We start from the raw sequence: 19,948 nt of genomic DNA on the forward strand, positions 1-19,948 counted from the left end.
CCGCCAACGCCAGCGCGGGCAGCAGCCACCAGGACGCCGGCGGCGGCCGTCCGCGCCAAACCAGCAGCGCCTTGACCAGCAGCAGCGCGCTGGCCGCGGCCACCAGCCACAGCGGCAGATGCAGCCACAGCGGCGCGGCGCTCAGCGCCACCGCGACCAATACTGGCCAGACTCTGGAGAACTCAACACGCGTCATCGGCGCGCTCCCGGTACAGCGCCAAGGCCGTCAGCGCCAAAAGGCGCTGCTGGGGCTGCGGCCCTATGCTGCGCGTCGGCAGCTTCAATACATAAGCCAGGCGCGAACGCTCGCACTGCTCAACGCGCCAGGCCAGCCGCGACAACTTGAGCTCCACATCGCCGCCACGGCCATAGTCCTGCCAGTCCAGCGTCAACAGCCCCGCCCTGCCCTCGCCGGCGAATTGCTTGCTGACCAGCGCGTCACGGCGCGCCAATACCTTCCAGGCGATGCGGCGCGGCGAATCGCCGACGCGATAGGCGTCCAAATGAGAAAAATCCTCCTCCACGCCGGGACCGCCGCTGGGCTTGTCACCGCCGCCCTGGCTGTGACCGCGCTGGCTGTCCTGCAAGGGCGCGGGGAACAACAGCACCTGAGCGGTCAGCCGGACCCAGGCGCTCGCGCGCACCAAGCCAAACGGCGCCTCGCTCCAAACCTGGCAAGCCGGCAAAGCCATATAGCCGCGCCGGCTGCCGCAGACGCTCAACTCCAACTCGAACTCGCGTCCGCCCGGCAGTCTGCATACCTGTGCCTCGGCATCGTCCAGCAATGCCAGGTTCAACAGGCGCTCACCGGCGTCATCATGGCGCAACAGCACGCGGAAACGCGCCACGTCGCCGGCAAAGACCGGCTCAGCGTCCAGCGCCCTCAGCTGCAACCCGGCCAGTTGCCGGTACGCCATCAATACCGCGACCAACAGCAGGCCGGCCACCCAGAACGATAAGGCATAGGCCAGGCTGACATCGTAGTTCAAGGCGCCGATCCAAACCGCCAGCGCCACCAGGCACAAGGTCAGGCCAAAGCGGGTGGGCAGCAGATAAATACGGTTCTGTTCCAGACGACAATGCGGCTGCGGCGCCACTCGGCGCAGCATCCAGCGTCGCAGCCTGCCGCGCCAATCAAGGAATGGGAACATGGGCGAGCAGGCCGCTGGCGGCTTCGCCGCCATTGCCGCCGGCCAGGCGATGGCCGGCCACGCTGGGGAACACCGCTTTCACATCTTCCGGCAACACATGGTCGCGCCCTTCCAGCAAGGCCCAGGCGCGTGCCGCCGCCACCAGCGCCAGGCCGCCACGCGGACTCAACCCCGCAGCGAAACGGCTGTCGCGGCGCGAGGCTTCCACCAAGGCCAACACATAGGCGGCCAGCGCCGGGCTGACCGTCAGTTTCGCGGCCTGGCGCTGCAAGGCGATCAGCTCGCCCGGCTTCAGCGCCGGCACCAATTGCGCCAGCAACTGGCGGCGGTCTTCGCCCTGCAGCAGGGCCAACTCCGCCTCGCGCGGCGGATAGCCCAAGGAGACGCGCATCAGGAACCGGTCCTGCTGCGACTCCGGCAAGGGGAAGGTGCCGGCCTGCTCCGCCGGGTTCTGGGTGGCGATGACGAAGAAAGGCTCGGGCAAGGGGTAGGTGGCGCCGTCTATGGACACCTGGCGCTCCTCCATCGCCTCCAGCAAGGCAGACTGCACCTTGGGCGATGCGCGATTGATCTCGTCGGCCAGCAGCACTTGCGAGAACACCGGGCCCTGGTGGAAGTGGAAAGCGGCGGAGTCGCGCTGGTAGATGTTGACGCCGAGGATGTCGGACGGCAGCAGGTCGCTGGTGAACTGCACCCGGCGGTATTCCAGGCCCAGCACCCCGGCCAGGCCATGGGCCAGCGTGGTCTTGCCCACGCCGGGCACGTCCTCGATCAGCAGATGGCCGCGGGCGATCAGGCAGGCCAGAGCCAGGCGGATGGCCTGCGGCTTGCCCAGGATCAATTGATTCAGTTGACGATAGGCAATGGAGAGAGATTGCATTTGCACCCGCTTACGCGCACTATTTATCGATATCACATATCCCGCGCCCATTGTACGCAACAAGGAATCGCACGTGTTGACCTGGCTGAAAAATCGCTTGCAACGCTCAGGGCTCACCGCCTACATCACCCACCCGGACTGCCTGCAGCACAATATGGGCGTCGGCCATCCGGAATGCCCGGAACGTCTGATCGCCATCCGCGATCAACTGATGGCTTCGCAGATCCTGGACGGGCTGCAGGAGATAGAAGCACCGGAAGTCACCGAACAGCAATTGGCGCGCGTGCATCCGCCGCATTATCTCGAATACCTGGAAGCCTGTTCTCCCAGCATAGGCACTTTTCGCGTGGACCCGGACACCGCGATGTCCGCCGGCACGCTGCAAGCGGCCCGCCGCGCCGCCGGCGCCGTGGTCAAGGCGGTGGAACTGGTGGCCGAGGACAAGGCGCCCAACGCCTTCTGCGCGGTTCGCCCGCCCGGCCATCACGCCGAGAGCGGCAAGGCGATGGGCTTCTGCTTTTTCAATAATCTGGCGATAGGCGTCACCCACGCGCTGGCCCACTATCAGTTCGAACGGGTGGCGGTGATAGATTTCGACGTCCACCACGGCAACGGCACCGAGGAAATCCTGCGCGACGATCCGCGGGTCTTGATGGTGTCCATCTTTCAGCATCCGTTCTACCCCTATTGCGGCGACGAGCCGCAGGGCCCGAACATGCACAATGTGCCGCTCAAGGCCGGCAGCGGCGGCCGCGAATTCCGCGAAGCGGTGGAAACGGTGTGGCTGCCGCTGCTGCACGACTTCAAACCGCAAATCCTGTTCATCTCCGCCGGCTTCGACGCGCACCGCGAGGACGATATGGGTTCATTGGGCCTGGTGGAAGCTGATTACGAGTGGGTGACCCGCCATCTGATGCAGATCGCCGATCTCTACGCCGACGGCCGCGTCGTTTCGGTGCTGGAAGGCGGCTATGATCTGTCGGCGCTGGGCCGCAGCGTCGCCGCCCATCTGCGGGTGTTGTCCGACGGCTGATTCGAACTGCCGCCAAAACAAAAGGCCGTCCAAGAGACGGCCTTTTCATGGCTTAAGCAAGGCTCAGGAAGAACTCTTGTCCGTGCCCTTGTCGCCTATCTTGTCCTCTTGCCCGGTCAAGAGCTTGATCAGATTGGACTTGTGGCGATGCACCACCAGGATGGCGATGATGACGCAGCTGCCGAAATACACGCTCTGCGGCCCGACGATGAAGTAGGCGTAAACCGGCGTCAGCACGCAGGCGACGATGGCGGACAGCGAGGAAATCTTCAGCACGAAGGCGACGAACAACCAAGTGGCCAAGGCCGCCAGCGCCAGCCACGGGCTGAAGCCCAGCAGCACGCCCACCGCGGTGGCGACGCCCTTGCCGCCCTTGAAACCGAAGAACACCGGCCACATATGGCCGATCAGCACCGCCAGCGCCGCCATCGCGATCGCCTGCTCGCCCAGGCCGTATTGCGGGCCGAACCAGGCGGTCAGCGCCACCGCCACCCAACCCTTGACGCCGTCGCCAAGCAAGGTCAGCGCCGCCGCCAGCTTCTTGCCGCTGCGCAACACATTGGTGGCGCCGGGGTTGCCGGAACCGTAACTGCGCGGGTCGGCCATGCCCATGGCCTTGCTGACAATCACCGCGAACGAGAGCGAGCCGATCAGATAGGCCGCAACAACAAAGGCAAAGGCTGTCGTGGTCATGGTGTATCCATTAGAATAGAAGGCTTCGGATTTTACGGTATCGGGCGGCAAACCCCAACTCCCAGACAAACTGATGGACATCATATTCCTACGCGAAGTGCGCGCCGACACCATTATCGGTGTCTACGAATGGGAGCGGAAAGCCCCGCAGACCATTGAAATCGACCTGGAAATCGGAATTCCCAGCGAAGCGCCCTGTCATAGCGACAATATCGGCGACACCATACACTACGGCGTGGTGGTGGAACGGCTGCGCAAGGCGCTGTCCGAGCAGCATTTCCTGCTGCTGGAAGCACTGGCCGAATATATCGCCAAGGTGATCCGCGAAGATTTCGGCGCCCCATGGGCCCGCGTCTCCGTCACCAAGCTGGGCATACTGCCCGGCGTCAAGCGTGTGGGCGTGCAGATAGAACGCGGCCACCGTCCGCGCTGACACACGGCGGAGCGCCGTGTCAGGCATTGACGCGGCCCCGCCGATGCGGAGATGATGTTTTCGTCATAACACGGAGACTCCGCATGCCCAGCATCTCAGTGCTTGAATTCCAGCGCCTGATCGACAAGGAACTGCCCCTGGTGCACTTGTTCGGCATGCGCGCCGTATCGATAGGCCGCGGCGAGGCCGTCATGCGCATGCATTTCAACCCGGACCTGATCCGGCCAGGCGGCACCATCGCCGGCCCGGCGCTGATGGCGCTGGCCGACGCCACGCTGTACGCGGTGGTGCTGGGCATGATAGGCCAGGTGGAACTGGCGGTGACCACCAGCCTCAACATCAATTTCCTGCGCAAGCCGCCGCCGGCGGACGTGATCGCCGAAGGCCGCATCCTGAAGCTGGGTAAACGCCTGGCGGTGGGAGAAGTCTTGCTGCTGTCGGCCGAACTGGACGAGCCAGTGGCTCATGTCACCGGCACTTATTCGATTCCGCCGCTGTCCGGACACTGAGCCCGCGGCGCGCGCTCGCTCAATCGGTATTCACTTTCAGCCGCAGCCCGATATCCTTGGGCGCCAGCCGCAAGGACAAATGCGCCTGCTTGCTCAAGTCCAGCATCGGAGACAAGGACAGGCGCTTGCTGATCGCCTCGCGCTCGAAGCGCAGCCCGCCGATCACAATGTCCTTGTCGCCGTCGGGCTGGCTGGGCCTGGCCTGTTCGTCGGCCGGGGAGGCGCAGGCCCAGGCTTGCGGCAGGCACGCCGCCGCCGCGCCCGCGCAGCAGCTCAATCCCAGCCACAGCCCCAACAGCTTGCCCAGCATGCGCCGCGCCTCCGCCCGATGAAATGCGTGAACCTCCACTCATCATGGACAATGCCGCGCCGGCCGCAAGTTTTTTATTGATTGCGCATGAAGTCGGCGGTGTTATGGAAGGCCTCGATCAGCTTTTGCTTCAGCCAGTCCTCCACCACCAGCTCATCCACCGCGCGGCGCATGCAGGACATCCATTGATCGCGCGCCGCCTCGTCCACCGCGAATGGCATATGGCGCATGCGCAAGCGCGGATGGCCGAAGGCTTCCATATACAGAGATGGCCCGCCCAGCCAGCCGGACAGGAACATGAACAGCTTCTGGCGCGAACCGGCCAGATCCTGCGGATGCATGTCGCGCAGCGGCTTCACCGCCGGATCGCTGTCCATAATGTCGTAGAAGCGATCCGTCAACCAACGCACCACGCCTTCCCCGCCCAATAACTGGTACGGCGTCATTGCCTGCACTTCCTCGCTCACGCCTCTTTCCCCGTCTGCGGCCGCACCAGCGCGGCCGCTGTTCTGGCCCGCTCGCGGGCCTGTTCCACCGTATCCGCCGTGGCCAAGGCCACGCCCATGCGGCGCTTCAGATAACTTTCCGGCTTGCCGAACAGACGCAGATCCGCGCCCGGCACTTGCAAGGCCTGGTCCACGCCATCGAAAACGATGCCGGCCTCGTCCAGACCGCCATAAATCACCGCAGACGCGCCGGCGCTGTGCATGCCAGCCTCCACCGGCAGGCCCAGGATGGCGCGTGCGTGCAGCTCGAATTCGGACCAGCGCTGGGTGGCCAGCGTCACCAGGCCGGTATCGTGCGGCCGCGGGCTGACTTCGGAGAACCAGACCTGATCGCCCTTGATGAACAGCTCTACGCCGAACAGGCCGCGGCCGCCCAGCGCGTCGGTCACCGACTTGGCCACTTCACGCGCGCGCAGCAAGGCCAGTTCGCTCATCGGCTGCGGCTGCCAGCTTTCGACATAATCGCCGCTGCGCTGCAAATGACCTACCGGCGCGCAGAAATGCGTGGCGATGCCGCCGACGCCATCCGACGCGCGCACCGTCAACTGCGTAATCTCGTAATCGAAGTCGATAAAGCCCTCGACGATCACCCGCCCCATGTCCACCCGGCCACTGCTGGCCGCGTACCGCCAGGCCTCGGCCACGTCTTCCGGCCCGCGCAGCAGCGACTGGCCCTTGCCGCTGGACGACATCACCGGCTTCACCAGGCAGGGATAGCCGATGCCGTCGTCGATGGCGGCCTGCAACTCCTGCTGGCTGGACGCGAACGCATAGGGCGAGGTGGGCAGGCCCAACTCCTCCGCCGCCAGCCTGCGTATGCCTTCGCGGTTCATCGTCAGATGGGCGGCGCGCGCGGTGGGAATCACCTCGGCCACGCCGTCCGCCTCGATGCGCAGCAATTCGTCGGTGGCGATGGCCTCGATCTCCGGCACGATCAGATGCGGGCGCACCTGCTCCACCAGCCGGCGCAAGGCCGCGGCGTCCGACATATCGATTACATGGCTGGCGTGAGCCACCTGCATCGCCGGCGCGCCGGCGTAGCGGTCCACCGCTATGGTTTCCACCCCCAGCCGCTGCAAGGCGATCACCACCTCCTTGCCCAGCTCTCCACTGCCCAACAACATCACCCTGACGGCACTGCGACTTTGCGGCGTTCCGATGCGCATGACGATCTTCCTTGGAAATGAATGGCCAGGCCCGCCATCGGCGGGCCTTTGGGAATCCGAATCGGCGCGATTTTACCATGCGCCGGGCATCGGCTCGCTTCAGTTGAACCTATCGCTCAAGCGCGGCAGAACGCGAAATCCAGCGCTGGCGTTTCGCCGCTGATGATGTCCGCCAGCGCGCGCCCGGAACCGGCGCCCTCGGTCCAACCCAGGGTGCCGTGACCAGTGTTCAGATATAGACGCCGCAGCCTGCTGGGACCGATCAGCGGCACATTGCCCGGCGTGGCCGGGCGCAGGCCGCTCCAGAAGCGCACGCGCTCCCAGTCGCAGGCATCGCCGAACAAGGCGCGGCCGCGCTGCAGCAACAAGTCGCAACGCCGCGGCTCCAGATGGGTGGAATAGCCGGACAGCTCGGCGGTGCCGGCAATGCGCAGCTCATCGCCCAGCCGCGACACCACCACCTTGTGAGCTTCGTCGGTAATGCTGACTCGCGGTGCTGCGGCGGCGTCGACAATGGGCAGCGTGGCGGAATAGCCCTTGGCCGGGTATACCGGCAAGCGCAAGCCGGCCCGCGCCGCCAGCAGAGGAGAATAAGACCCCAGCGCCAACACATAGGCATCGGCGTCGATGCGCTCGTAAGCGCCGTCGGCGCCAGTGATGGACACCCCGCTCACCGCGCCGTCCACACACTCCAGCGCATTGATCCGGGTCTGGAAACGAAACTCCACGCCGCGCAGCGCGCAGGCCTGGGCCAGCGCGACGGTGAACAGATGAACATTGCCGGACTCGTCGTCCGGGCTCCAGCAAGCGCCGCGCAACTGCGGCAGGATGCGTGCCAAGGCCGGCTCTCGCTGCAGCGCCTGGGCCGGCGTCAGCAAGCTTTTCTCCACGCCCAGCTTTTGCAGCTGCGCGCAGCCGGCGCGGGCCTGGATCAGCTCAGCTTCGGAAAACAGCAAGGTCAGGATGCCCTGTTGCAACTGCTGATAATCGATGCCCAGCTCCCGGCGCAGCATGCGCAGCGTATCTCGACTGTGCAGGCCCAGCGCCACCATCTGGCGCATATTGCGCGCGCTGCGTCCCGGCAGGCATTCACGCAGGAAATCCAGACCCCAGCGCCATTGCTGCGCGTCCAGCCGCGGCCGGAACAGCAACGGCGCGTCATCGCGCAACAGCCAGCGCAATACCCGCCACGGCGCGCGCGGATTGGCCCAAGGCTCGGACTGGCTGACCGAGATCTGGCCGCCGTTGGCGAAGCTGGTTTCTCTCGCCGCGCCGCTGGCGCGGTCCACCACCACCACTTGGTGGCCCTTCTCCGCCAAGAACCAGGCGGTGGACACGCCGATGACGCCGGCGCCCAATACCACTACTCGCATCGATTCTCCACAAACGCCAATGGGCAAGACTCGCTTGCCCATTGGCCGTGCCAGCCACGATCTGCCGTTACGGCTTCTTCGCGTGCTCGTAAACCGTCTTGCCGCGCAGATGGAAATAATCCGACGCGAAATAGAAATTCTCGGAATGGCCGACAAAGAGCAGGCCATCCGGCTTCAACAACGGCGCAAAGCGCTTGAGCACGCCGAACTGGGTGTCGCGGTCGAAATAAATCATCACATTGCGGCAGAAGATGGCATCGAACTGGCGCTTGACCGACCAATTGCTCTCCACCAGGTTCAGCCGCTGGAAGGTAATCATATTGCGCAGTTGGGACTTGGCCTGAAAACTGCCGTCCGGCTGCTTGTCGAAATACTTGGCGGCGTAGCCCGGCGGCAGGCGCGCCACCTTGTCCGCGGCGTAAATGCCCTTGCGTCCGGTTTCCAGCACGCTAGTGTCGAGATCCGTGGCCAGCACGCTGATGCGCGCACCCGGCACCGCCTCCAGCGCGGTGATCGCCAGCGAATACGGCTCCTCGCCGGTGGAGGAGGCCGCGCACCAGATCGCCAGTTCGCCGGAAGCGGCGGCCTTTTTCTTCAAGTGTTCCGCCAGCAAGGGGAAGTGATGTTCTTCGCGGAAGAAGAAGGTCAGATTGGTGGTCAGCGCGTTGACGAATTGTTCGAACTCGCGCTTGCCGCTGATGGACTCCAGGAAATCGACATAGGCGGCGAAGCCGGGCAGCTTCAACTCGCGAATGCGGCGCACCAGGCGACCGTAAACCATGTCTTTCTTCGACGGGTTCAACGAAATGCCCGCTTCCTTGTAGATCAGCTTGCGAATGCGCTCGAAGTCGGCATCGCTAAACGCGAATTCACGGGTGAATTCGATCTTAGGCAAGACGACGGGTGGCAGCTTATTCATTTTGTTGTCCCCATAAAAAAGGCCCGGGCAATAGCCCGAGCCTGTATTCTACCGCGTCCGGATCACACCGAGAACGACGAACCACAACCGCAGGTGGTGGTGGCGTTCGGATTGCGGATCACGAACTGGGAGCCCTCCAGGCTTTCCTGGTAATCGATCTCGGCGCCAACCAGATATTGGTAGCTCATCGGATCCACCAGGAAGGTCACGCCTTGTCTCTCTATAGCGGTATCGTCTTCATTTGCGATTTCGTCAAATGTGAAACCGTATTGAAAACCGGAGCAGCCGCCGCCGGTAACGAAAACGCGTAGCTTCAGATCGGGATTGCCTTCCTCGGCAATCAGCTCCTGCACCTTGGCACAAGCGCTTGCGCTGAAGTTGATCGGGGACGGCATTTCAGTTGCTGCTGTAGTCATGTCAAACCTCGCAATTCAGTTCCGGAACCTCGAAGACCCGCTGCGCGGACCGGCTTTGTGCCCTATGCGGCACGGCGCCCGAAGCTCCTTCTAAAGCCGGCAGAGCGGCATTCACCCACTATTTTAGTCGGATATTGGGGCCGATGGCGAGTCTTCAAGCGAACTAGTTCTTTCCGCGCATGCGCCAATGTCTCAAGGCAGCAAGGGAACGATGTCGAGACCAGCCCGTTCCGGCTGAGCGAACATCAGGTTCATGTTCTGCACCGCCTGGCCGGCCGCGCCCTTGACCAGATTGTCTATCACCGACAACACCACCACGGTATCGCCGCCTTGCGGCCGATGGACCGCGATGCGACACACATTGGCGCCGCGCACCGAGCGCGTCTCCGGATGGCTGCCGGCCGGCAGCACATCGACGAAATGCTCACCCTCGTAGCGCCGCTCGAACAACGCCTGCACGTCTAGATCGGTCTTCAGCCGCGCATACAGCGTGGCATGGATGCCGCGTATCATCGGCGTCAGATGCGGCACGAAGGTCAAGCCCACCGGCTGCCCGGCCGCGCGACCCAGACCCTGACGGATTTCCGGCAGATGACGATGGCCGGCCACGCCGTAAGCCTTGAAGGAATCGCCGGCCTCGGCCAGCAGCGCGCCCACCTCCGCCTTGCGTCCGGCGCCGGACACGCCGGACTTGCAGTCGGCGATCAGATTGGACAAATCCACCGCGCCGGCTTCGATCAAGGGCAGGAAGCCCAATTGCACCGCGGTGGGATAGCAGCCCGGATTCGCCACCAGCCGCGCGCCGCGAATGACCTCGCGGTTGACCTCGGGCAGGCCGTATACCGCCTGCGCCACCAGATCCGGCGAGCCATGCTCCATGCCATACCATTTCGCCCATTCGGCGACGTCCTGGATCCGGTAATCGGCGGCCAGATCCACCACCCGCACGCCGGCGGCCAGCAGTTCGCGCGCCTCGTTCATCGCGATGCCGTTGGGTGTGGCGAAAAATACCACATCGCAATCCTGCAAGCGTGCTTCATCGGGCGTGGAGAAGGCCAGGTCGATGCGGCCTCGCAAGCTGGGGAACAGGTCGGCCACCTTCATGCCGGCCTCCTTGCGCGAGGTGACCGCGGTCACGCGCGCCGACGGATGGCCCGCCAGCAAGCGCAGCAGTTCGACACCCGTGTAACCGGTGCCCCCGACGATTCCCACCTTGATCATGCCCATTCCTTTGTATAAAAGCGCGTCGCAAAAACGACAGTGTAGGCACTGCGATGCTGCCTTGCAATATCGATGGAATGGAAGCCAAGAAACGACAGGCAAGAAAAAACCGCCTGGCAAACGCAGGCGGTTTTCTTGGAAACAGAATTCGGCGAATTAACGCTTGGAGAACTGCTTGGCGCGGCGAGCTTTGCGCAGGCCGACTTTTTTACGCTCAACTTCACGAGCGTCGCGGGTCACATAACCAGCAGCGGACAGAGCCGGCTTCAACGCGGTGTCGAAGTCGATCAGCGCGCGGGTGATGCCGTGACGGATCGCGCCGGCTTGGCCGGTTTCGCCGCCGCCGACAACGTTCACCTTAATGTCGAAGGACTCGAGGTTTTCGGTCAGCGCCAGCGGCTGGCGGATTACCATGCGACCGGTTTCACGAGCGAAATATTCATCAACCGGCTTGCCGTTGACGATGATCTGGCCCGAGCCCTTTTGCATGAACACGCGAGCTACGGAGCTCTTGCGACGGCCGGTGCCGTAGTAGTATTTACCGTTCATTTCTACGCCTTAAAATCAGATTTCCAGCACTTTCGGCTGTTGAGCAGTGTGCGGATGCTCGGAACCGGAGTACACCTTGAGTTTCTTGATCATGGCGTAGCCCAGCGGACCCTTCGGCAGCATGCCTTTTACGGCTTTTTCCAGAACGCGCTCAGGGAACTTGTCCTGCAGTTCGGTGAAGCTGCGCTCATAGATACCACCCGGGTAGCCGGAGTGACGGTAGTACTTCTTGTCTTGTGCCTTGGCACCGGTAACGCGCAGCTTCTCGACGTTGACCACGACGATGAAATCGCCGGTATCTACGTGCGGGGTGTATTCCGGCTTGTGCTTGCCGCGCAGGCGACGGGCGATCTCAGCAGCGAGGCGGCCCAAAACCTTGTCGTTGGCATCGACCACAAACCAGTCGCGTTTAACCTCATGCGGCTTGGCAGAAAAGGTCTTCATGGAACTCTTCCATCGTAATTCTTGAAAGTTACGGATTCTATTACAGCGCTTATCCGGCTGTCAAACCCTTGTGCGACAACAGAAATCCGACACTCCGACGATGGAGGCGCAAGCAGGAGGAAAATGCCGTTGAAATAAGGAAATAATGCCGATGGGCAAAAAAAAAGCGCAACATCTAGCTTTGTTGCGCCAAGTTCCACCTAAAGAAGGAGGATGGAGGAGACAACACCAAAACGCACACTTTGCATGCCACGTCCTGATGCAGGTTTCATTATCGGCACACTTTTACTGCATTGCAAGATTTTTGTGCATCGCACTATAAACCGTCACCGTTTTTGCCACACCAGAAAGTAAACCCTTGTACAACAATGGATAAACACCAAATTGCAACGCAGCAAGCACTAGCGAGAAAGCTGGTTTATCCTGGGGCGGACAGCAAAACGGGGCGCCGCGCGCCCCGTCACATTGTCAGACAATGGCCTGACAAAACCTCAACGCTTACAACTTGACCGCCGCCGCCAGCGCCACTTCCATCATGTCGCGGAACGTGGTCTGCCGCTCTTCGGCGCTGGTCGCCTCGCCGGTGGGGATGATGTCGGACACGGTCAGGATGCCCACCGCGCGCGCGCCGTACTGCGCGGCCACGCTGTAGATGCCGGCCAGTTCCATCTCGATCACCTTGACCTGCATCTTGTCCAGCACTTCCAGCATATTGGGCTGCACGCCGTAGAACAGGTCGGCGGAGAACACATTGCCCACCGTCACCGGCTTGCCCTGCTCTTCCGCGGTGTCCACCACCGTGCGCAGCAGGCCGTAATCGGCAATCGCGGCATAGTCGTGATCATTGAAGCGCATGCGGTTGACCTTGCTGTCGGTGGACGCGCCCATGGCGACGAACAGCTCGCGCAGCTTGATGTCCGGCGTCACCGCGCCGCAGGAGCCGATGCGGATGATGTTCTTGACGCCGTAATCCTTGATCAGCTCGGTGGTGTAGATGCTGGCGGACGGAATGCCCATGCCGTGCGCCATCACCGACAGGCGCTTGCCCTGGTAGGTGCCGGTGTAGCCGAACACATTGCGCACCGTGGTCACCAGCTTGGCGTCTTCCAGGAAGGTTTCCGCGATCATCTTGGCGCGCAGCGGATCGCCGGGCATCAATACGGTTTCGGCGAAGTCGCCCGCTTGGGCATTGATATGCGGAGTTGCCATAATGTATTCCTCTAGATTCAAAAAACCCCGGTGCCTGGGCGCCGGGGCGTATTTCATTCAGCCGCGCCTCACAGGAAGGACTGGCCGTAATCCATCGCGTTCAGGCCCAGGTGGGCCGCCACGGTCTGACCGATATCAGCGAAAGTCGCCCGCTCGCCGATAGGCCCCGCCGGCACGCGCTTACCGTAGCACAGCACCGGGATATGTTCGCGAGTATGGTCCGTGCCTTCCCAGGTGGGATCACAACCATGGTCGGCGGACAGGATCAGGATATCGTCGTCGCCCAACGCCGCCATCACTTCCGGCAGCCGCGCGTCGAACTCCTCCAGCGCGCGGGCGTAGCCGGCGGTGTCGCGACGGTGGCCATAGCTGGAGTCGAAATCGACGAAGTTGGCCATGATGATGGCCGGACGTTCGCCATGGTCGCGCATCGCGCCCAGGGTGGCGTCCCACAGCTGGTCGAAGCCGGTGGCCTTGTGCTTGTGGGTGATGCCGACATGGGCGTAGATGTCGGCGATCTTACCGATGGACACCACGTCGCCGCCGGCCTTGGCCAGCTTTTCCAACACCGTCGTCGCCGGCGGCTCCACCGCCAGGTCCTTGCGGTTGCCGGTGCGCACGAACTGGCCCTTGCCCTCGCCGACGAAGGGCCGCGCGATCACGCGGCCGATATTGTACGGTTCCAGCAGTTCGCGGGTGATCTTGCACAGCTGGTACAAGCGTTCCAGCCCGAACGTCTCTTCATGACAGGCGATCTGGAACACCGAATCCGCCGAGGTGTAGAAGATGGGCTTGCCGCTCTTCATATGCTCCTCGCCCAGCCGGTCCAGGATTTCCGTGCCGGAGGCGTGGCAGTTGCCCAGATAGCCGGGCAGTTCCGCCTTGGCGACGATGGCATCCAGCAGCTCCTGCGGGAAGCTGTTGTCGTGGTCGCTGAAATAGCCCCAGTCGAACAATACCGGTACGCCGGCGATTTCCCAGTGGCCGGACGGGGTGTCCTTGCCGCTGGACAGTTCGCGCGCGTAACCGTAAGCCGCCACCGGCTCAGCCGGGTCCATGCCCTCCGGAAAATAGCCGGAAGACAGGCGGCAGGCGTGGCCCAGGCCCATGCGGGACAGATTGGGCAGGGTCAGCGCGCCATTGCGGCCGACATTGGCGCGGCCGGCGGCCGCCTCCATGGCGATGTGGCCCAGCGTGTTGCTGCCGGCGTCGCCGAACTGCGGGGCGTCGGCGGCGGCGCCGATGCCCAGCGAGTCCAGAATCAAAATGATGGCTCGTTTCATATTGCCGCTCCGGGATTACTGCTGGCGAATCTTCTGATAGACCAGCGGCAGCGCGGAAGGTGCCGCGTCTGCCAGCTGGATCGCCGCCTTGAGGCGGCGCTCCGCGTCGGCGAAGCTGTTTTCGTCAGCCGCGTGAATATAAGCCAAGGGTACACCGACGTCGATGCGCTGGCCCAGCTCGACGAAGCGGGACAGGCCGACGCGGAAGTCCAGCTCGTCACTGGGCAAGCGGCGTCCGCCGCCCAGCGCGCACACCGCCATGCCGATGCCGCGGGTGTCCATGCCGCCGACGAAGCCGGCGTGTTCCGCCAACACCGGGCGCACGATGGGCGCGGCCGCCATATGGGAATCATAGTTCTCCATGAAGTCGGCGGGGCCGCCCAGCGCGGCCACCATGCGGCCGAAAATCTCGGCGGCGCGGCCGGAATCCAGCGCGGTCTGCAGCTTGTCGCGCGCCTCGGCCTCGTCCTTGGCCAGCTTGCCCACCACCAGCATTTCGGCGCACAGCGCCATGGTGACCTCATGCAAGCGCGGATTGCGCTCGTCACCCTTCAGGTAGCGCACCGCCTCGCGGGTTTCTATGCTGTTGCCGGCGGTCCAGGCCAGGGGCTGGCTCATCTCGGTGATCAACGCGCTGGTGGCGACGCCGGCTCCGTTGCCCACCTTGACGATGCGCTCGGCCAGCTCCACGGACTTTTCCATCGTCGGCATGAAGGCGCCAGTGCCGGCCTTCACGTCCATCACCAGAGCATCCAGGCCGGCGGCCAGTTTCTTGGACAGGATGGACGCGGTGATCATCGCCACCGACTCCACCGTTGCGGTCACATCGCGCACCGCGTAAACGCGGCGGTCGGCCGGCGCTAGGTCGGAAGTCTGGCCGATGATGGCCACGCCCACTTCCTTGACCACGCGGCGGAACTCGTCCGGGCTGGGGAAGGGATTGTAGCCGGGGATCGCCGACAGCTTGTCCAGCGTGCCGCCGGTATGGCCCAGGCCACGGCCGGAGATCATAGGCACGAAGCCGCCGCAGGCGGCCACCATCGGCCCCAACATCAGCGACACCACGTCGCCGACGCCGCCGGTGGAATGCTTATCCACCACCGGGCCGGGCAGGTTGAGATCTCCCCAATGCATGCGGCGGCCGGAATCGCGCATCGCCAGCGCCATGTGCACGTTTTCCTCCAGCGCCATGCCGTTGAAGTACACCGCCATGGTCAGCGCGGAGATTTGACTGTCGGCCACGCTGCCGTCGGTGATGCCGGCGACGAACTGCTGGATGTCCTGTTGCGACAGCGCCTGGCCGTCGCGTTTCTTACGAATGATTTCCTGAGGCAAAAACATGGCATTCTCCCTGCCTTGCGCCTGCCGCGGCGAAACCCGCCGCGAGCAATAAATAATGGCCGGGACCCACGCCACGGCCATTGTTTGAAACAGCGAGCGATCAGTAGCCGCTGATCGGCTTAACCTCGCCCCCTTCAATCTCCGCCTGCAAATTGCCCAGCAGACCGGAAGCGCCGAAACGGAAGCGCTCGGCGCTCACCCAGCCCGCGCCCAGCAGATGCTCGGCCAAGTCCAGGTATTCCGCCGCCTCGGCCGCGGTGCGCACGCCGCCGGCGGCCTTGAAGCCGCAAGCGCCGCCGGTTTCGCGGATGGCGGACAGCATCACGCCGGCCGCTTCCAGCGTGGCGTTCACCGGCACCTTGCCGGTGGAGGTCTTGATGAAATCGGCGCCGGCCTGAATGGAGATCAGGCTGGCCTCGCGGATCAGCGCCTCGTCCTTCAGCTCGCCGCTTTCGATGATGACTTTCAGCGTCTTGCCGTCGCAGGCGTCCTTGCAGGCCGCCACCAGTTGCGCGCCCACTTCGCGGTTACCGGCCATCAGCGCGCAATACGGGAACACCACATCGACTTCGTCCGCGCCGTAGGCGATCGCGGCGCGGGTTTCCGCCACCGCGACGGCGATGTCCTCATCGCCGGCCGGGAAGTTGGTGACGGTGGCCACTTTGACCTCGGGGCAGCCGGCCTCGCGCAGGGTTTTCTTGGCGATGGGCACGAAACGCGGATACACGCAGACCGCGGCCACGGTGCCGGCGCCGCTCTTGGCCTTGCGGCACAGCGCGGCGACCTTGTCGTTGGTGTCGTCATCGTTCAGCGTGGTGAGATCCATCAGGGACAGGGCGCGGCGGGCCGCGGCGATCAGTTCGGACATGAGCTAACAAACCTTTCAAAATTGAACGGCCAGCCGCGCTTCGCCAGCCATTCCAAAGCCTCAGCGCCGCCGACGGGCGGCGGCGCAAAAAAACCATTATGAAAATTTCTTTAAGTCAAAGCAATGCACAGCCACAGTGAACTTGTGCCAACGCAAACTCGGCCGCGCCTTAGAACGTGTTTACGATCTCGCGAGCTAAGGCGAGACAAGGCGAAAACGAGCGAAAAAGCGGAATGTACAAGTGGTACATGAGCATTTTGAGCTTGGTTTCAACGCTGTATCGCCGACGCGCAGCAGATCGTAAACAGGTTCTTACAAACGCCGCGCCTCCTGCACCCCACTCAACTCCATCATCCGCGACAGCACCCGGCTGATGTCCTGCACCTGGCGCACCTCCACGGTGAAACGCATGCGGGCGCGGGTGTCTCGCGACAGGGTGTTGACGCCGATCAGGTTCAGCTTCTCGCGCGACAGCACATCGGACAGATCGCGCAGCAGGCCGGGCCGGTCCATGGCGATGATCTCGATATCGATGGGGAACACGCTGCTGCGCTGATCGCCCCACTCGGCGGCGATCAAGCGCTCCGGCGCTTCCACCGACAATTTTTTCAAGGTCAGGCAGTTGGTGCGGTGAATGGAAATGCCGCGCCCCTTGGTGACGAAGCCCATCACCCCGTCCGGCGGCGCCGGCTTGCAGCACTTGGCCAGCACCGTCATCAGATTGTCCACGCCCTCGATCAACACGCCGCCCGCGTCGTGGCCGCCCTTGCTGGCCTTGACCAGGCTTTCCGGCGCCACGTCCGCCGGCGGCGGCGGCGCGAAGCTGACGATGGCGTTGGACACCACCCGCGTGGTCAGCTCGCCATGGCCCAGCGCGCCGTACACTTCCTCCAGCTTGTCGTAGCCCAGCTTCTCCGCCAGCGCGCCCAGATTGGGCTGCATATGGCTGTGGCGCGCCAGCTCGCGCTCGAACAACATCTTGCCGGTCTCGCGCACGGTGTCGGCGTTGAGCAGGCGGATGTGCTGGCGGATCTTGGAAATGGCGCGATGGCTCTTCACCCAGCCGTCGTGCAGCCAGTTCACCGACGGCCCGCCTTCCTTGGCGGTGATGATCTCCACCCGCTGGCCGTTCTGCAGCGGCGTGGACAAGGGCACGATCTGCCCCTCCACCTTGGCGCCGCGGCAGCGATGGCCCAGATTGGTGTGCACCGAATAGGCGAAATCAATGGGGGTGGCGCCAAACGGCAAGGCCATCACCCGGCCCTGCGGCGTCAGCACATAGATGGTGTCGGCGAACAACTCGGTCTTGAACGCCTCGGCCAGGCCCTCGCGGTCCGACATCTCCTCGCGCCAGTCCAGCAATTGGCGCAACCAGGAGATTTTCTCCTCGTAGGCGGCGTCGCCCTTGCCGCCCTCCTTGTAACGCCAATGCGCGGCCACGCCGAACTCGGCGTGCTCGTGCATCTCGAAGGTGCGGATCTGCACCTCCACCGCCTTGTCCTCCGGACCGATCACCGCGGTATGCAGGCTGCGGTAATTATTGGCCTTGGGATGGGAGATGTAGTCGTCGAACTCGCCGGGAATCGGCTGCCAGGTACCGTGGATGATGCCCAGCGCCGTATAGCAATCCGGCAGCCGCTCCACCAGGATGCGCACCGCGCGGATGTCGTAGAGCTCGCAGAAATCCAGCTTTTTCTTCTTCATCTTTTTCCAGATGGAGAAGATATGCTTGGGCCGGCCGGCCACTTCCGCCTTGACGCCGGCGCTCTTCAGTTCCGCGCGCAGGGTATCCAGCAAACGGTCGATATAGTCGATGCGCTCCAGCCGGCGTTCGTCCAGCAGCTTGGCGATGCGCTTGTAGCTGTCCGGCTCGGTATGACGGAAGCCCAGGTCCTCCAGCTCCCACTTGATCTGCCACACCCCCAGGCGGTTGGCCAGCGGCGCGAACAGGTCCAATGTCTCGGTGGCGATGCGACGGCGCACCGTCTCATCCTCCACCTCGGCCAGGTAATGCATGGTCTGGGTGCGCCAGGCCAGCTTGATCAGCACCACGCGGATATCGGCCACCATGGCCAGCAGCATCTTGCGCATGGTTTCCGCCTGGCGCGCGCGCTCCTCCGGCGTGGACAGCTTGTCGATGCGCGCCAGCTCGGTGATGCGGCGCACGCCGTTGACCCCCTCCACCAGCACCGCCACCGTGGGGTTGAAGGTTTCGCTCAGCCAGGGCTGCCAGTCCTCGCGGTAATCCGAAGCGGCGAACATCAAGGTGGCGACGATGGCATCCGGCAGCAGGTTCAGATCCGCCACGATGGCGGCAGCGGCCACCGCATGGTTGAACAAGTCCTCGCCGGTCTGGGCCATGGTCTTGCCGCAGTAAAGCGTCCGCGCCTCGTCAAAGGCGCGGGTGAGCATCGCCTGCTCTTCCCCGCTCAGCGAAGAAGACAAGCCCTCCAGCCAACGCTGCGGATTGGCCGCGTCGGCCAGGGTATCTGCCATCGAACGAACTACGGAAACCATATCAACCCAGTAACTCAATCAAATCGTGTTTCGACAGCGCCCGGCTACTCGGCCAAGCGCAACAGCAGCCGGCGCACCGGCGCCGGCACCCCGGCGTCCGGGGCGGCGGACAAGGACAGCCACTGCCCGCTGTCCTCCATCACGGCCTCAGCGCGCAGCGCATCCAAGCGCACCGGCACCGGCGTAATGATCAAACGGTAATGCGTGAACACATGCTCCAGCTCAGGCCAGGCCGGCAACACATCGCCATGGCCGTTGCGCGCCAGCCAGTCCTCGATCTGCAGCGAAGTCTCGAACTCCGGCAAGGACAGCAAACCGCCCCAGATGCCGGTCGGCGGCCGCCGCAGCAGCCACACCTGATCGCCATGGGTGGCCAGCAACATCACCGTATGGCGCGTGGGCACCGTCTTCTTCGGCCGCGGCGTCGGCAGCTCGCCGGTACGCCCTTCGCGCGCCGCCACGCAAGCGTCCACCATCGGGCAGACGGTACAGGCCGGCTTGCCACGGCTGCACACCGTGGCGCCCAAGTCCATCAAACCTTGAGTGTAGGCGCTCATCAGCGCCGCATCCCGCGGCAGCAGCTCTTCGGCCAGCCGCCACATACGCTGTTCCACTGGCTTCTCGCCGGGGAAGCCATCGATGCCGAAACAGCGGCTCAACACCCGTTTGACGTTGCCGTCCAGAATGGTTTCCCGCTGGCCAAAGGCAAAAGAAGCAATCGCCGCCGCGGTGGAACGCCCCACCCCGGGCAGGCGCTCCAGTTGCAAGCGCTCGGTCGGGAAACTGCCGCCAAACTCGGCCATCACCATCTGCGCCGCCTTGTGCAGATTGCGCGCCCGGCTGTAATAGCCCAGGCCGCTCCACAAGGCCAGCACGTCCTCCTGCGGCGCGGCGGCCAAGGCCGCCACGTCCGGAAAGCGGGCGACAAAGCGCGGGTAATATTCCAGCACGCTTTTGACCTGGGTCTGCTGCAACATGATCTCGGACAGCCAGATCCGGTACGGGTCGCTGACCTGCCATGGCAGATCATGGCGTCCATGCGTTTTTTGCCAGGCGGTCAGGCGCGCGGCGAAGGAGCTGTGCAGCATCGTCTATCATCTTGAATCGAACCGGATATGGTAGCGGAA

22 protein-coding genes are annotated in these 19,948 nt (G+C 63.8%); 3 read left to right on the plus strand and 19 right to left on the minus strand.

Annotated elements, in window-relative coordinates; all coding sequences use genetic code 11:
- From LQT98_RS01360 to LQT98_RS01370, 3 genes are all read right to left on the minus strand, one after another.
- A partial coding sequence (locus LQT98_RS01360) for a hypothetical protein (RefSeq protein ID WP_231460862.1) occupies positions 1-196 on the minus strand: 196 nt, incomplete at its 3' end.
- Complete coding sequence (locus LQT98_RS01365) at positions 183-1,151, minus strand: DUF58 domain-containing protein (protein ID WP_231460863.1); 969 nt, start codon at positions 1,149-1,151, stop codon at positions 183-185. The genes LQT98_RS01365 and LQT98_RS01360, both read right to left, overlap by 14 nt.
- Complete coding sequence (locus LQT98_RS01370) at positions 1,135-2,031, minus strand: AAA family ATPase (protein WP_231460864.1); 897 nt, start codon at positions 2,029-2,031, stop codon at positions 1,135-1,137. Before LQT98_RS01370 ends, LQT98_RS01365 begins: the two co-directional genes overlap by 17 nt.
- Before the next feature lie 73 nt (positions 2,032-2,104).
- Between LQT98_RS01370 and LQT98_RS01375 the strand changes: the two genes are divergently transcribed.
- Positions 2,105-3,064: a histone deacetylase family protein gene (locus LQT98_RS01375; RefSeq protein WP_231460865.1), complete on the plus strand. Its 960-nt coding sequence runs from the start codon at positions 2,105-2,107 to the stop codon at positions 3,062-3,064.
- A gap of 63 nt (positions 3,065-3,127) precedes the next feature.
- Here the strand turns inward: LQT98_RS01375 and plsY are convergent, their stop codons facing one another.
- On the minus strand, positions 3,128-3,757 hold the full coding sequence (gene plsY, locus LQT98_RS01380; RefSeq protein ID WP_231460866.1) for a glycerol-3-phosphate 1-O-acyltransferase PlsY: 630 nt from the start codon (positions 3,755-3,757) through the stop codon (positions 3,128-3,130).
- Between the two features lie 73 nt (positions 3,758-3,830).
- Here plsY and LQT98_RS01385 point away from each other — a divergent pair, with 73 nt between their 5' ends.
- Both LQT98_RS01385 and LQT98_RS01390 read left to right on the plus strand, forming a co-directional pair.
- Positions 3,831-4,190, plus strand: a complete 360-nt coding sequence (locus LQT98_RS01385) for a dihydroneopterin aldolase (RefSeq protein ID WP_048409308.1) — start codon at positions 3,831-3,833, stop codon at positions 4,188-4,190.
- Between the two features lie 83 nt (positions 4,191-4,273).
- Positions 4,274-4,699 (plus strand): PaaI family thioesterase, encoded by a 426-nt coding sequence (locus LQT98_RS01390; RefSeq protein WP_231460867.1) that lies wholly within the window; start codon positions 4,274-4,276, stop codon positions 4,697-4,699.
- 19 nt (positions 4,700-4,718) lie between these two features.
- On the opposite strand, the gene LQT98_RS01395 is transcribed toward LQT98_RS01390, so the two are convergent.
- The 15 genes from LQT98_RS01395 to mutY all read right to left on the minus strand — a co-directional run bounded on the left by LQT98_RS01395 (position 4,719) and on the right by mutY (position 19,906).
- On the minus strand, positions 4,719-5,009 hold the full coding sequence (locus LQT98_RS01395; RefSeq protein ID WP_231460868.1) for a hypothetical protein: 291 nt from the start codon (positions 5,007-5,009) through the stop codon (positions 4,719-4,721).
- Between the two features lie 74 nt (positions 5,010-5,083).
- The gene (locus tag LQT98_RS01400) at positions 5,084-5,476 is read right to left on the minus strand and encodes a group II truncated hemoglobin (protein WP_231460869.1); all 393 of its coding nucleotides are present in this window, start codon (positions 5,474-5,476) and stop codon (positions 5,084-5,086) included.
- Entirely contained in the window at positions 5,473-6,681 is a 1,209-nt protein-coding gene (gene purT / locus LQT98_RS01405; protein WP_231460870.1) for a formate-dependent phosphoribosylglycinamide formyltransferase, read from the minus strand. The genes LQT98_RS01400 and purT overlap by 4 nt, the downstream gene beginning before the upstream one ends.
- A 116-nt stretch (positions 6,682-6,797) precedes the next feature.
- Positions 6,798-8,054: a D-amino acid dehydrogenase gene (locus tag LQT98_RS01410; protein WP_231460871.1), complete on the minus strand. Its 1,257-nt coding sequence runs from the start codon at positions 8,052-8,054 to the stop codon at positions 6,798-6,800.
- A gap of 67 nt (positions 8,055-8,121) precedes the next feature.
- Positions 8,122-8,973, minus strand: coding sequence for a CheR family methyltransferase (locus tag LQT98_RS01415; RefSeq protein ID WP_231460872.1), 852 nt, complete (start codon positions 8,971-8,973; stop codon positions 8,122-8,124).
- A gap of 62 nt (positions 8,974-9,035) precedes the next feature.
- The gene (erpA, locus tag LQT98_RS01420; RefSeq protein WP_197081424.1) at positions 9,036-9,368 is read right to left on the minus strand and encodes an iron-sulfur cluster insertion protein ErpA; all 333 of its coding nucleotides are present in this window, start codon (positions 9,366-9,368) and stop codon (positions 9,036-9,038) included.
- 213 nt (positions 9,369-9,581) lie between these two features.
- Complete coding sequence (gene argC, locus LQT98_RS01425; protein ID WP_231460873.1) at positions 9,582-10,610, minus strand: N-acetyl-gamma-glutamyl-phosphate reductase; 1,029 nt, start codon at positions 10,608-10,610, stop codon at positions 9,582-9,584.
- 156 nt (positions 10,611-10,766) lie between these two features.
- A complete protein-coding gene (rpsI, locus tag LQT98_RS01430) occupies positions 10,767-11,159 on the minus strand; it encodes a 30S ribosomal protein S9 (RefSeq protein ID WP_019102900.1) in 393 nt (130 codons plus the stop codon).
- Between the two features lie 15 nt (positions 11,160-11,174).
- Positions 11,175-11,603: a 50S ribosomal protein L13 gene (gene rplM, locus LQT98_RS01435; protein WP_019102901.1), complete on the minus strand. Its 429-nt coding sequence runs from the start codon at positions 11,601-11,603 to the stop codon at positions 11,175-11,177.
- Positions 11,604-12,101: 498 nt separating this feature from the next.
- Positions 12,102-12,812, minus strand: a complete 711-nt coding sequence (deoD, locus tag LQT98_RS01440; RefSeq protein ID WP_231460874.1) for a purine-nucleoside phosphorylase — start codon at positions 12,810-12,812, stop codon at positions 12,102-12,104.
- A 68-nt stretch (positions 12,813-12,880) separates the two neighbouring features.
- Positions 12,881-14,095 carry a phosphopentomutase gene (locus LQT98_RS01445; RefSeq protein WP_231460875.1) on the minus strand — a complete coding sequence of 405 codons (1,215 nt, stop codon included), beginning with the start codon at positions 14,093-14,095 and terminating at the stop codon, positions 12,881-12,883.
- A 15-nt stretch (positions 14,096-14,110) separates the two neighbouring features.
- The gene (gene deoA / locus LQT98_RS01450; RefSeq protein ID WP_231460876.1) at positions 14,111-15,436 is read right to left on the minus strand and encodes a thymidine phosphorylase; all 1,326 of its coding nucleotides are present in this window, start codon (positions 15,434-15,436) and stop codon (positions 14,111-14,113) included.
- 100 nt (positions 15,437-15,536) lie between these two features.
- Positions 15,537-16,304, minus strand: a complete 768-nt coding sequence (gene deoC / locus LQT98_RS01455; protein ID WP_231460877.1) for a deoxyribose-phosphate aldolase — start codon at positions 16,302-16,304, stop codon at positions 15,537-15,539.
- Between the two features lie 312 nt (positions 16,305-16,616).
- Positions 16,617-18,821, minus strand: coding sequence for a RelA/SpoT family protein (locus LQT98_RS01460; protein WP_231460878.1), 2,205 nt, complete (start codon positions 18,819-18,821; stop codon positions 16,617-16,619).
- A gap of 44 nt (positions 18,822-18,865) precedes the next feature.
- A complete protein-coding gene (gene mutY, locus LQT98_RS01465; protein ID WP_231460920.1) occupies positions 18,866-19,906 on the minus strand; it encodes an A/G-specific adenine glycosylase in 1,041 nt (346 codons plus the stop codon).
- Between the last annotated feature and the right edge of the window lie 42 nt (positions 19,907-19,948).

The organism is Chromobacterium aquaticum (assembly GCF_021129195.1).
Taxonomy (GTDB): Bacteria; Pseudomonadota; Gammaproteobacteria; order Burkholderiales; family Chromobacteriaceae; genus Chromobacterium; species Chromobacterium aquaticum.